Below are 12879 nucleotides of genomic sequence, written 5' to 3'. Positions count from 1 at the left end.
CCTCCCGCAAGCGGGAGGGGAACCTGGCGCCCAATTTCGTCTGCACGGCGAATATCGACGCCAGTGATGGCGGCAAGGCAATTATCGCGGGGAATGAAAAAGTCCTCGCAGCACGGCTCTCCGACGCCAAATTCTTCTGGGAACTTGACCAGAAGACCAGGCTGGAGGATCATGCAAAGAAATTGAGCAACATTGTTTTCCACGAGAAACTGGGAACGGTTGCCGACAAGGTAGAGCGTGTGGCCAAGCTGGCTGAGTGGTTGGCGTCTTTAGAAGGGACTGGGTTACTCCGTGCCAACCCGGAACAGACCAAGCAGGCCGCACGTCTCTGCAAAGCCGATCTCGTAACCGAAATGGTCGGCGAGTTCCCCGAGCTGCAAGGCTTGATGGGCGGCTATTATGCAGAGAAAGAAAGGCTTCCGGTAGAAGTCTCACACGCGATCAGAGATCATTACAAGCCGGTCGGGCAGGGCGATGATGTGCCGACCGATCCGGTGACGGTTTGGGTGAGCTTGGCTGATAAGTTGGATACTTTGGTTGGGTTTTTCTGGCGGATGAGATGCCCACCGGGTCGAAAGACCCATTCGCTTTGCGTAGAGCCATCATCTCAATCCAATCGCTGACCATTACAACTGAATTGAGGTTCAATTTCTCCGATTTGATGAATCAAGCTACTAAAATCTATTTGGAACAGGCGAAAAATCAATCCGACTACGATTCAGGCAGTTTTTCTGGTGAACCTTGGAAAACGTTGTTTCTAACTAAGGATGATGATGGAGAGTTGGAAAAGCCGGCGCAGATCATCGGTTCTCCCGTAATGATATATTGGCGGACGCAATTTGCGCAGCGGGCGCTCGACAATGGTCTGCCACAGCTTCTTTCCTTCTGGGCCGACCGCCTCAAAGTCCAGCAACGCGAAGCGGGTGTCCGTCATGACCTGATCGACGCGGTGTTCGCGCTCGGTGGCGAAGACGATCTGGTGCGCTTGCTCGCCCGGGTTAAGGCGTTGCAGGCTTTTGTGGAAACTACGGATGGTGTGAACCTGCTCGCCGGTTACAAGCGGGCTTCGAATATATTGAAGAAAGAGGCGCCGGGCGGTGCATCCAACACTCGTCATCCTGAATCCGACACTCGTCATCCTGAACTTGTTTCAGGATCTCCCGAGGTCCTGAAACAAGTTCAGGATGACGAAATGTCCGCAAAACCGCTTTCCTACACGCCCGAAAAAGCGGAAAAGGCCCTGATCGACGCGCTCGACGCGGCGCAGCCGGAAGTGACCGCGGCGATCGAGGCAGAGCAGTTCGAGACCGCGATGACCGCGCTGGCGGCATTGCGCGGACCGATTGACCAGTTTTTCGAGGATGTGACCGTGAACGATGACGATGAAGCGAAACGCAAAGCCCGGCTTGCCCTGCTGGCACGCTTTCGCAATGCCGTCCACCAAGTCGCTGATTTCTCACAGATCGAGGGCTAGAAGATATTTGATTCATAACAGTGTAAAGTTTGTAAAGTTCGACGGCGAGGTTTTTCCGGTTAGGAAATGAACGAAAAGCCCCTGCTCTTCGGAGAAGGGGATATAGGGGTGGAATTTGAGGGAAGTGGTGCGATGCCGCTTCGCGAATATTCTGGTGGCACGGCACCACCCCGACCCTTCCTCTGAAGAGGAGGGGCTAACATATGGAGTTGAAAGCAAGAATGACCCAATATGTATATCGTTTCGGTGGCGGCATGGATGCGGATGGTGCGCCGTCTGACAAGACAGAAGCCCGCAACCTGCTGGGTGGCAAGGGTGCCAATCTCGCCGAAATGGCCAATATCGGTCTGCCGGTTCCTCCCGGTTTCACCATCTCCACCGAAATGTGCACGCGCTACTATGCCGAGGGCGGCCAATATCCGGACAGCGTCCGGGACGAAGTTGCGCAGGGCGTGGCCCATATCGAATCCGTAACCGGCAAGTCCTTCGGCGATGCGGCCGATCCGCTGCTGGTTTCTGTCCGCTCCGCGCCCGCGCCTCGATGCCCGGCATGATGGACACCGTGCTCAACCTCGGTCTGAACGATGACACTGTCGAAGGTCTGGCCAAGACCTCCGGTGACGAACGTTTTGCCTGGGACAGCTATCGCCGCTTCATCCAGATGTATTCCGATGTGGTGCTTGAACTCGACCATGATGCTTTTGAAGAAGCGCTTGAAATCATCAAGGAAGACAATGGCTTCTTCACTGATACCGAGATGGAGTCTGAGCATTGGAAGGCGCTGGTCGCCGAATATAAGGATCTGGTCGAGAAGCTCTGGGGTAAGCCTTTCCCGCAGGATGTGAACGACCAGCTATGGGGCGCGGTCAGCGCCGTGTTCGGCAGCTGGCAGGCCGAGCGGGCCAAGGTTTACCGCCGGCTCAACGACATTCCCGGCGAATGGGGCACCGCGGTCAACGTCCAGGCGATGGTCTTCGGCAATATGGGCGAGACCAGCGCGACCGGCGTCGCCTTCACCCGCAACCCGGCGACCGGCGAGAGCGCTTATTACGGCGAATGGCTGATCAACGCACAGGGCGAGGATGTCGTCGCCGGTATCCGTACCCCGCAATATCTGTCGAAGGCCGCGCGCGAGCAGGCGGGTGCCAAGCCGCTGTCGATGGAAGAGGCGATGCCGGAAACCTACAAGGAACTGACCGACGTCTTCGATCTGCTCGAGCGCCATTATCGCGACATGCAGGATATCGAATTCACCGTCGAGCGCGGCAAATTGTGGATGCTGCAGACCCGCTCGGGCAAGCGCACCGCCAAGGCGGCGCTGAAGATCGCGGTCGACATGGCGCATGACGGCCTGATCAGCGAGGAAGAAGCGGTGATGCGCGTCGATCCGATGGCGCTCGACCAGCTGCTCCACCCGACGCTCGACCCCGAAGCTACGCGCGATGTGCTGACCACCGGTCTGCCGGCCTCTCCCGGCGCGGCCAGCGGCCTGATTGTATTCGACAGCGACACCGCCGAACGGCGCACCGAAATGGGCGACGATGTCATATTGGTGCGGGTGGAAACCTCGCCCGAGGATATTCACGGCATGCATGCGGCCAAGGGCATATTGACGGCGCGTGGCGGCATGACGTCACATGCCGCCGTGGTCGCCAGAGGCATGGGAAGACCCTGTGTTTCCGGCGCGGGCACGGTTTCGATCAACAATGAAACCAAGGTCATGAAGGTCGGCGACCGCGAGCTCAAGGAAGGCGATCTGCTGACCATCGACGGCAGCAATGGCCAAGTCATGGCCGGTCGTGTCGATACGATCCAGCCCGAACTGGTCGGCGATTTTGGCGTCCTGATGGTCTGGGCCGACAAGGTCCGCCGTCTTGGCGTCCGTACCAATGCGGAAACCCCGCTCGATTGTCAGGTCGCCCGCGACTTCGGCGCCGAGGGCATCGGCCTGTGCCGCACGGAACATATGTTCTTCGACGCGGCGCGGATCACTTCGGTTCGCCAGATGATTCTGGCGCCCGACGAAAAGGGCCGCCGCGCGGCGCTGGCGAAACTGCTGCCCGAACAGCGCGACGACTTCCGCCAGATATTCGAGGTCATGGTCGGCCTGCCGGTGACCATCCGCCTGCTCGATCCGCCGCTGCACGAGTTTCTGCCGCATCACCAGTCGGAGTTCGAGGAGGTGGCGAAAGCCGCCGACGTCGGCGTCGAGACGCTGAAGCAGCGGGCGAGCGAACTGCACGAGTTCAACCCGATGCTCGGCCACCGTGGCTGCCGTCTTGGCGTCACCTATCCCGAAATCTACGAAATGCAGGCGCGGGCGATCTTCGAGGCGGCTTGCGAAGTCGCCGAAGCCAGCGGCGAAGCGCCGATCCCCGAAGTCATGATCCCGCTCGTCGCCACTGCGCGCGAGCTGGAACTGATGAAGGATGTCGTCGATCGCATGGCCAAGGAAGTCTTTGCCGAAAAGGGCCGCGAGATCGAATATCTCGTCGGTACGATGATCGAGCTGCCGCGCGCGGCGCTGATGGCCGGTGAAATCGCTGAACATGGCCAGTTTTCAGTTTTGGTACCAATGACCTCACCCAGACCACATTGGGCGTTTCCCGCGACGATGCGGGCCGCTTCCTGACCCAATATGTCGACAAGGGCATTTTTCCGCGCGATCCGTTTGTCAGTCTCGATATCGAGGGCGTCGGCCAGCTGATCGAAATTGCGGCCGAACGGGGCAGGGCAACGCGCTCCGCGATCAAGCTCGGCATCTGCGGTGAGCATGGCGGTGATCCGGCTTCGATCGCTTTCTGCGAGAAGACCGGTCTCGATTATGTCAGCGCGTCGCCGTACCGGGTGCCGATCGCACGGCTGGCCGCGGCGCAGGCGGCCCTGTCGCAGAAATGACATGATGAGCTCCGCACCTGATGCGGAGCCGCTTGCCAGGCAGATATCTCTTGCCTCCAGGGCTCCGGATCCGGTGCGGAGCATGGATGCGTCAGGAATGTTCAGAATGTTGGGCAGAAGGGCAAATTATGGGTTGCCAGCGGGTTATTCACCCCCTATCTGCACCATCTGGTTAGCGCCCATAGCTCAGCTGGATAGAGTACTTGACTACGAATCAAGGGGTCGGGAGTTCGAATCTCTCTGGGCGCACCACCTTCCTTTCTGCCGGATCATGCCCCAAGGTGCACTTGCGCACGAGGCGCTGCTGGCGTAGTTCGTCGGCATCAAAATAGTTGAACCGAAGGACCTGATTTGGCCGACCATTCCCTTTCTATCGAAGACGCGCTCGCCGAGCGCGAAGCCCAGAAAATTCCGGTACCCGACGAGGTCCAGGAAGCGGTGCGCACGCTGTTGCGCTGGTCCGGCGAGGACCCGGAGCGCGAGGGCCTGATCGACACGCCCAAGCGCGTGGCGCGGGCCTGGAAGGAATATTGCGAAGGCTATGCCGAGAACCCCGCCATGCACCTTGCGCGGACCTTCGAGGAGGTCGGCGGCTATGACGAACTGGTGCTGCTGAAAGACATTCCGTTCCACTCGCATTGCGAACATCATATGGCGCCGATCATCGGCAAGGCCAGCATCGCTTATATGCCGACCGACAAGGTCGTCGGCATCTCCAAGCTCGCCCGTGTGCTCCACGGATTCGCAAGGCGGCTACAGGTGCAGGAACGGCTGACCGCTGAAGTCGCCGAATGTATCTGGGAAAATCTGAAACCCGACGGCGTGGCCGTGGTGATCGAAGCCAGCCACAGCTGCATGACCGCACGGGGCGTGCGCACGCCGGGTGTCTCGATGACCACCAGCCGCCTGCTGGGTTGCTTCCTCGAGGACGCGCGCAGCCGTGAGGAAGTCATGAGTCTGATGGGCTATTGAGCCGGGAGGCGATCCGCGGCCCTGCAGTCAGCTCCGGCTGTCCAGAAAATATGAGATATTGGCCGTGAGCTAATGCCGGGCCGCTGCGATGGCCAGAATGTCTTCGTGCTGCTCGCGCGTCTCGCGGCCCGGCACAGCCGGCAAAGAAAAAGCCCGGATCTGGCGACCATCTAGCGACGGGCCGGATCCGGGCTTTCCGAATAAAGGCGGGAAAAGACTATTCCTTGGTTTCGGAATCGTCCTCTGCAGCTGTGTCTTCAGCTTTCGGAGCGGCTTCTGCCTCTCCATCGGCTGCGACAGCTTCTTCGCCGTCGTCTTCGCTATCGGGCGAAAGTGCAGCAGCAGCCAGTTCGGCCTGCTCTTCTTCGAACATCTGCGCGATGACGTCGATGCCGTCTTTCTGTAGATCGGCTTCGTCGTCAGAGCGAGCGACATTGGCCTGGATCGTGACGCTGACTTCCGGGTGGAGACGAATGCGGACATCGAAAACACCGAGCGTCTTGATCGGCTTCTCGAGAATGACCATGCTCTTCTCGACCACGGCACCGTCAGCGGTCAGGGCTTCGACGATGTCGCGTACCGAAACGGAGCCGTAAAGCTGGCCGCTGGCAGACGATGCACGGATCAGAACGATCTGCTTGCCGTCGATGCCGCCGGATGCCGCTTCGGCTTCCTTGCGCTTCGCTTCATTGTCAGCTTCGATCTGCTGGCGATTGGCTTCGAAAACCTTTTTGTTGGCTTCGTTGGCGCGCAACGCCTTTTTGTTGGGGAGCAGAAAATTGCGGGCATAGCCGTTTTTCACGGTGACGATGTCACCGATGCTTCCCAGATTTTCTACGCGTTCGAGCAAAATAATATCCATCGTTTCGCTCCTATTTCACGAGGTAAGGCAGGAGGCCGAGATGGCGGGCGCGTTTGATAGCTTTGGAAAGCTCGCGCTGCTTCTTGGCGGAAACTGCGGTGATACGACTTGGTACGATCTTGCCGCGTTCGGAAATGAATCCCTGCAGCGTCTTCACGTCTTTATAGTCGATGGGCTTTGCGTTCTTGCCGGAAAAGGGGCAGCTTTTGCGGCGACGGAAAAATGGACGTCCCATGTTTTAACTCCTTCTCTGGCTTAATTGTCGTCGCGGCGCGGTTTGCGTTCGCGGTCGCGTTCGGGTTTGCGCATCATCACGGACGGGCCTTCTTCATGCTCGTCAACGCGGATGGTGAGGAAACGGATGATATCTTCGTTGATCCGGGTCTGGCGTTCGAGCTCCAGAACAACGCTGCCTGGTGCGTCAAGACGCAGCATGACATAATGGGCCTTGCGGTTCTTCTGGATCTTGTAGGCGAGCGTACGCAGGCCCCAGGTTTCGGTCAGAACGACCTTGCCTTCATTCGATTCAACAATTTTGGTGGCTTCCTGCGCAAGAGCATCGACCTGAGACTGGCTCAGATCCTGTCGTGCGAGGAAGACATGCTCATACATTGGCATGCAGTCATTCCTTCATTTACCGCCGATCGCTGACGCCGCACCATGCAGACACGCCCCTCCGGCTTTCTTCTTTTTCCGCTGTCCGGGACAGGCCCAATCAAGCGGAAGCGGCGCCTATGGCGGAATTGGCGGGGGATTGCAAGGGCGGTTTTCCGACCGGCTTTCAAAGCCAGTTTCCCCGCGTTTCCAGCATCGCCTAGCATATCCGGATAGCGGTGCGAACAGGTCTTGGCGACGCCGGCCATCCGAGCAAACGGAGACAGCTTCTTAGTTTTACAATAATTTACGTCATCTTAACGTTGTCAACCCCATGCACTGCAAGGATTTTTTATTCGTTTGCCCAATTTGTTGGAGTATTGACTAAATGGACGAACAGGCGCGCCTCCAGGAACTTTATAATTTGGCAATCCTCGATACCCGGCCGGAACGGCTTTTTGACGGCCTGGTGGAAATCACTGCCGGCACTTTCAACGTCCCGACCGTCCTGATCTCCCTGGTCGACAAGGAGAGGCAATGGTTCAAGGCGAGCACGGGTTTCGATGCCCGGGAATCGGCGCGCGAAAATTCCTTCTGCAACTATGCCATCGGGCAAAATGAAATATTCGAGGTTCCCGATGCCACGCTGGATCCCCGTTTCCGCGAAAATCCGATCGTCGTCGGCGATCCGAAGATACGATATTATGCCGCTGCGCCGCTAGTGGTCGGTGGCGGGTTTGCGGTCGGGACGCTGTGCCTGATAGACTATCAGCCGCGGGAACCGCTCGGCCAGAAAAACGGGAGATGCTGCTCAGGCTGGGGCAGCAGGTTGTCGAACTGCTGGAGGCGCGCCAGCTGCGCGAAATCGGCAGGATCTCGAAACTGGTGAACGACACGCTCAATGATGCGATCATATTGTCCGATGCAGCCGGAAACATCACCTATTGCAATCCGGCAGCCGAACATATTTTCGGCTGTTCTTCCGCTCACTTGAGCGGACAGCCGCTCCGTTCGCTGCTCTCCGAGGTTGATCATCCAATGATCGATATCGAGCAGGCCAATGCTGCAGCCGGCAAAGAGAGCGCGCTGGCTGACCAGCCGGTCGAAGTTTGCGCCAGGCGGCGGTGCGGAGAAGAATTTCCGGCGGAACTGTCGATGGCGCGCTGGAATTCTGCGGATGTCGATCAGAAAAAGGGCTTTGTCGCGGTCGTCCGGGATATTTCCCGGCGAAAGCGACTTGAAATCGAAAGGCAGCGGTCCGAGACATTTCTCAACGCCGTGGTCGAGAATTTGCCGTCGATGCTGTTCGTCAAAAATGCCGAGACTCGTGTTTACGAGATGTTCAACCGCGCGGCCGAGGAAATGACCGGTCGGCGCCGTGAGGAGGTCATCGGATATACCGATCGCCAGATTTTTCCCGACCGCGGCAAGGCCTATCGCCGGCGTGAGGACCGGGTGGTCAAGACCGGAAAAATATCGGTTTTCGAAAATGATTTCGAGGGCGCGGATGGGAAAATGCATCGAATCCGGACGAAGCGCGTTCTTGTCGACGGGGTGGACCGGTCATCCTTCATTCTCGGGATCACCGATGACATCACGGTGCGCCATCTGGCCAAGCAGAAAATTGCCCATCTGGCCTTGCACGATTCTCTTACCGGTTTGCGTAACCGGGCTGGAATCGCCCGTGATTTCGAGGAATTGTGGAACGGGCCTGTAAAGGAACCTACCGCGGTGCTGGTGATCGATCTGGACCGCTTCAAGGTGGTCAACGACCTGTACGGGCATCCGATCGGTGATGAGCTTTTGTCGCAGATCGCCGGTCGCATTGTCGAGTTGCTGCCGAGCCGCGCTGCTGCCGGGCGGATGGGTGCCGACGAATTTCTAGTTATCATCCCGGGCCGCAACTCGAACCATCGGGCAGCCCGTTTTGCTCGCGCCCTGATCGAGGCCTTCTCCGACCCCTTCTCCATTGAGGGCGAGAAAATCCATATCGGGGTCAGCATCGGCTTGTCCATGAGCAACAGGGACGGCGACGATTTCGAAAGCCTCTGCCAGAGTGCCGACCGAGCGCTTTCCCGCGCCAAGGCAACCGGACGCGGAAAATTCTGCTTCTTCGATCCGCTGATGGATGCGGCGGTTACCGACCGGCGGGAATTGGAAAAGGATCTCCGCGTCGCGATGGCCGCCGATCAGATCAAAATTCATTTCCAGCCGCTCGCTTCGCTGGCGACCGGCCAGATCGAGAGTTTCGAAGCGCTCGCCCGCTGGGACCATCCTGAACGGGGTGCGGTAAAGCCGGAGACCTTCATCGCGGTCGCCGAGGAAAGCGGCCTGATAGTTGAACTGGGTGCGCGCATTCTCGATATGGCAATCAGCGAGGCGGCACGCTGGGACAGGCCGCTACGGGTCGCCGTAAACCTGTCGCCCGCGCAGTTTCAGAACGACAATCTGTTGAGCGTGGTCAGCGATGTGCTGGAGAAATATGCCTTTGATCCGACACGTCTGGAACTGGAGATTACGGAAAACTTCCTGATCCGGGATACGCGCAAGGCGATGGAGACGCTCAATCAGTTGCAGAAGCTTGGCGTCAAGATCGCGATGGATGACTTTGGCACCGGCTATTCCTCGCTGAGCTATCTGCAGATGTTCGCATTCGACAAGGTCAAGATAGACCGATCGTTCATCCAGGATATGACGGATAACCCGCAATCGCTAACGATCGTGCAGGCGATCATCGGGCTCGGGAAAGGGCTCAATCTGCCCGTCGTCGCAGAGGGCGTTGAAACCGAAGAGCAACTCGCCGCCCTGCGGCACGAAGGCTGCTCGATGGTTCAGGGCTTTGGTATCGGAAGGCCCGAGCCGATCGAATGTTTCTACGGTCTTGTGATGAATCCGGTCCCTGCGGGGCTGATACGACGGCAGACGGCAGCATGAAATTCCCTCTGTCACAGTGCAAAATGGCGCTGGAAAAGGATCGGAATCCGGGCCGAATATTGTGGTCCAGCGCCGGCAGATGCAAGCATTTACCATTATGCAACACCTTCCGCTTAAAATCGTCGATGCAATAGTTAAACGAGAAGAAATCACGAATGGGCGTCGAAACATCCATTGGCAAGGAAAGTCAGGACGCAACAGCGGTTCGTCCCGGCTCTCGTCGTTTTCTCGGCAAAATCGGTTCCCGGATCGGGATGCAGACGCCGGCAGAAACCTGCAATATCAAGGCATCTGAAGCGCTTGCCCTCCTGCAAAATTTTGAGGAAAGCGGGCAAGGCTGGTTCTGGTCGACGGACGCGGCGGGAAATCTCACCTATATAACGGCATCCATTGCCGAAGAACTGGGCGGAAAATCGACGGATCTGCTCGGCAAGCCCATCGCATCCCTGTTTCTGAAGCCGATCGACAATGATGCCAGTGCCCGATCCCTGCCGTTCATTTTTACAAAGAAAATGCAGTTCAGCGGTCTCGAAGTGCAGGCCGGCAATTCGGTCGAGGAATGCTGGCTATCGATTTCCGGCAGACCCTATTTTGACAATTCCGGTAAATTTCTGGGCTTCCGCGGTAGTGGCAAGGATGTAACCGCGCAGCGCAGGGCTTCTGAGGACACGTCCCGGCTGGCGATGTTCGATTCGCTCACCGGCTTGCCGAACCGGGCCAGCATGGCGAAAAAGCTCGAGGCCACGCTTGCGGCTTACCGGATACAGAAACGGACCTGCGCCGTGATGCTGGTCGACCTCGACCGTTTCAAGCAGATCAACGATACATTGGGTCACCCGGCGGGAGACGTTTTGCTGAAACAGGTGGCGGAGCGGCTTCTCAAAATCGTCGGTGACAGCGGCGAAGTCTGCCGGCTGGGGGGTGACGAATTCCAGATCATGTTGCCGGACTGTGATGACCGGGGGACTCTCGGGGATCTCGCCAGCAAGATCATTGACAGCCTTTCCCAGCCTTATTCGGTCGACGGTCACCGGTGTATCATCGGGGCATCAGTCGGTGTCTCTGTTGCCCCGTTTGACGGGCTGTCGAGCGATGATATCGTGAAAAGCGCTGATCTGGCGCTCTATGAGGCGAAGGGCAATGGACGCGGACGGTTCCGTTTCTATTCCAAGGAACTGCAACAGTCCGCGGAAGACAGGCGCGTGCTGGAAGACGATTTACGGGATGCGGTTGCCAAGGACGAGCTCGAACTCGTCTATCAGCCGATCGTCAACACCAAGACCAATATCGTTGAGGGCTTCGAAGCGTTAATGCGTTGGAACCATGGGGAACGGGGGGAGATTTCTCCGTCTCTGTTCATTCCCATTGCCGAAGATGCCAATCTTATCTGGCAACTGGGGGAATGGGCCATACACAGGGCCTGTGAAGATGCAGCCAAATGGCCTGGAAAAGCCAGAGTGTCAGTGAATGTTTCTGCCAGCCAGTTCGCCAATGACCGTTTTCCCGCGATTATCGACGCAGCGCTTGGCGCATCTGGCCTGGCTGCCGAAAGGCTCGAGCTGGAGATCACGGAAGGCGTGTTTCTGGCCGAAACCAATGAAACCACTGCCATGTTCGAGGCTCTCAAAATCAGGCAAGTGCGCCTGGTTCTGGATGATTTCGGAACCGGCTATTCCTCCCTGAGCTATTTGCAGGCAGCCCCGTTCGACAAATCAAGATCGATCAGAATTTCGTTCGCGGCGCCACCGAGCCGGGATCGCGCAATGGCGCTATCATTGCGGCCATTGTCGCGCTGGCGGAAGCGCTCGGACTGGACACGACGGCCGAGGGCATCGAAACGCTCGACGAATTCGATCTGATAAGCAAGCTGAACGTGAGTCATGTCCAGGGCCATATCTGCAGCAGGGCGGTGAACCAGGCGACGTTGATCGAGAATCTGGAGGGCGGAAGCTGGAGGATTGAGCCTTCAGGCCCGCGGCATCATCGCAACGACCGCCTGTCCATGTACCGCAAGGTGCGGATGATCCATGAAAATCACGTTTATTCCATCGTCGTTCGCAACCTTTCGGTTACCGGCGCGCTGGTCGATGGTCTGTACAATGTGCCGGTCGGGACCAAATTCGTGATCGACTTTGGCGACGGACAGCTCGCAGTGGCGACGGTTACGCGATCCAGCGGCAACCAGCAGGGTATCGAATTCGAAACGCGGCTGGTCAGTGACGGCAATGGCGGCCTATGTACCAGCCGGCGGGTGTCGCCCTATCTTATCGCCGAGGCCGGACTGGAAGTGCCAAACATGCCTGCGGGCTATGTGCCGACAACGAAAATCGACAAGGATTCGCTTTCGGTGCCGGCATTCAGCACCGTGGCGGACTGGAAGGCGACCCAGATCAAGCCCAAATAGACCGGGCAGTCCGAACCCGAACAGCGCCGCCGGGGCAACCAGCTGAATTTCTCGCCATGCTGCCCGCGAAGCGATCTATTGCAGGGACGCTATTTTTCCTGTTCAGGAATCCGAACATATCGCCGCCGATCTTGCGCATCTGGATTTCCTCGGCGCCTTCGGTGATCCGGTAGCGGCGGTGGTGGCGATAAATATGTTCGAACGGCTTGTGCCGGGAATAGCCCATGCCGCCGTGCACCTGCATCGCGCGGTCGGCAGCGTCGCAGACCAGGCGGTTTGCGCGGTAATTGCACATGCTGACCTGGGCGGAGAGATATTTGGCGACATCGGTTTTCGGCATCGTGTCCATCTTGGCGGCCGTCGCGTAGATCAGCTGGCGCAGCATCGCGGCCTCCGTGTGCAGTTCGACGAGTGGAAACTGGATACCCTGATTGACCGAGAGGGGCTTGCCGAACGGTTTGCGTTCGCCGGCATATTTGACTGATTCATCAATACAATATTGTGCCGCGCCCAGCGAGGAGGCGGCCTGGCGGATGCGGTTTTCGTGGACGAAATGCTGCGCGCAGGCGAGGCCCATATCGAGATCGCCGAGCACCGCATCCGCCGGGATCCAGACATCCTTGTAGGAGCATTTCGGATGGTCAGTGGGCATGTTGAAGGTCCACATATATTCACCGACTTCAAAGCCTTCCGCGTCAACCGGCACAATGAAACAGCCGATGCCCTTTGCGTCGCCGTCTT

9 protein-coding genes, 1 tRNA gene and 3 pseudogenes are annotated in these 12879 nt (G+C 58.1%); 9 read left to right on the top strand and 4 right to left on the bottom strand.

Annotated elements, in window-relative coordinates; translation table 11 throughout:
- Positions 1-23: 23 nt before the first annotated feature.
- From C8024_RS23525 to folE, 5 genes and pseudogenes are all read left to right on the top strand, one after another.
- Positions 24-898: pseudogene (locus C8024_RS23525) on the top strand (glycine--tRNA ligase subunit beta); the annotation flags it as partial.
- Between the two features lie 294 nt (positions 899-1192).
- Positions 1193-1474, top strand: coding sequence for a DALR anticodon-binding domain-containing protein (locus C8024_RS23520; protein WP_367947339.1), 282 nt, complete (start codon positions 1193-1195; stop codon positions 1472-1474).
- A gap of 221 nt (positions 1475-1695) precedes the next feature.
- Positions 1696-4372: pseudogene (gene ppdK / locus C8024_RS13420) on the top strand (pyruvate, phosphate dikinase).
- Positions 4373-4547: 175 nt separating this feature from the next.
- Positions 4548-4624 (top strand) — tRNA-Arg (locus tag C8024_RS13415).
- Between the two features lie 99 nt (positions 4625-4723).
- The gene (gene folE, locus C8024_RS13410) at positions 4724-5344 is read left to right on the top strand and encodes a GTP cyclohydrolase I FolE (RefSeq protein WP_217272193.1); all 621 of its coding nucleotides are present in this window, start codon (positions 4724-4726) and stop codon (positions 5342-5344) included.
- Positions 5345-5561: 217 nt separating this feature from the next.
- Here the strand turns inward: folE and rplI are convergent, their stop codons facing one another.
- From rplI to rpsF, 3 genes are read right to left on the bottom strand one after another with little or no spacing between them, the layout of a single operon-like run.
- The gene (gene rplI, locus C8024_RS13405) at positions 5562-6206 is read right to left on the bottom strand and encodes a 50S ribosomal protein L9 (RefSeq protein ID WP_173206049.1); all 645 of its coding nucleotides are present in this window, start codon (positions 6204-6206) and stop codon (positions 5562-5564) included.
- Positions 6207-6216: 10 nt separating this feature from the next.
- Positions 6217-6441, bottom strand: a complete 225-nt coding sequence (gene rpsR, locus C8024_RS13400; RefSeq protein WP_089132498.1) for a 30S ribosomal protein S18 — start codon at positions 6439-6441, stop codon at positions 6217-6219.
- 20 nt (positions 6442-6461) lie between these two features.
- On the bottom strand, positions 6462-6824 hold the full coding sequence (gene rpsF / locus C8024_RS13395) for a 30S ribosomal protein S6 (RefSeq protein WP_089132497.1): 363 nt from the start codon (positions 6822-6824) through the stop codon (positions 6462-6464).
- A 364-nt stretch (positions 6825-7188) separates the two neighbouring features.
- Here rpsF and C8024_RS13390 point away from each other — a divergent pair, with 364 nt between their 5' ends.
- From C8024_RS13390 to C8024_RS21890, 4 genes and pseudogenes are all read left to right on the top strand, one after another.
- Positions 7189-7689, top strand: coding sequence for a GAF domain-containing protein (locus C8024_RS13390; protein ID WP_217272192.1), 501 nt, complete (start codon positions 7189-7191; stop codon positions 7687-7689).
- A complete protein-coding gene (locus C8024_RS13385; protein WP_173206044.1) occupies positions 7605-9734 on the top strand; it encodes an EAL domain-containing protein in 2130 nt (709 codons plus the stop codon). Before C8024_RS13390 ends, C8024_RS13385 begins: the two co-directional genes overlap by 85 nt.
- A 155-nt stretch (positions 9735-9889) precedes the next feature.
- Positions 9890-11580: pseudogene (locus C8024_RS13380) on the top strand (EAL domain-containing protein); the annotation flags it as partial.
- Positions 11581-11607: 27 nt separating this feature from the next.
- Positions 11608-12138: a hypothetical protein gene (locus tag C8024_RS21890; RefSeq protein WP_367947340.1), complete on the top strand. Its 531-nt coding sequence runs from the start codon at positions 11608-11610 to the stop codon at positions 12136-12138.
- On the opposite strand, the gene C8024_RS13375 is transcribed toward C8024_RS21890, so the two are convergent.
- Positions 12125-12879: acyl-CoA dehydrogenase (locus C8024_RS13375; protein WP_173206041.1), on the bottom strand; the 755-nt coding region annotated here is incomplete at its 5' end. The two genes, C8024_RS21890 and C8024_RS13375, sit on opposite strands and share 14 nt — an antisense overlap.

This window comes from Sphingopyxis sp. BSNA05, assembly GCF_013265645.1.
Classification (GTDB): Bacteria; Pseudomonadota; Alphaproteobacteria; order Sphingomonadales; family Sphingomonadaceae; genus Parasphingorhabdus.
Note: the sequence above shows the minus strand (reverse complement) of the source record. Positions and strands in the feature narration are given on the sequence as shown.

What these genes read in the sequence shown, in the direction of transcription:
- rplI (WP_173206049.1), bottom strand. Translation starts at nt 6,206, where the DNA reads ATGGATATTATTTTGCTCGAACGCGTAGAAAATCTGGGAAGCATCGGT.
- rpsF (WP_089132497.1), bottom strand. Translation starts at nt 6,824, where the DNA reads ATGCCAATGTATGAGCATGTCTTCCTCGCACGACAGGATCTGAGCCAG.
- C8024_RS13390 (WP_217272192.1), top strand. Translation starts at nt 7,189, where the DNA reads ATGGACGAACAGGCGCGCCTCCAGGAACTTTATAATTTGGCAATCCTC.
- rpsR (WP_089132498.1), bottom strand. Translation starts at nt 6,441, where the DNA reads ATGGGACGTCCATTTTTCCGTCGCCGCAAAAGCTGCCCCTTTTCCGGC.
- C8024_RS23520 (WP_367947339.1), top strand. Translation starts at nt 1,193, where the DNA reads ATGTCCGCAAAACCGCTTTCCTACACGCCCGAAAAAGCGGAAAAGGCC.
- C8024_RS13385 (WP_173206044.1), top strand. Translation starts at nt 7,605, where the DNA reads ATGCTGCTCAGGCTGGGGCAGCAGGTTGTCGAACTGCTGGAGGCGCGC.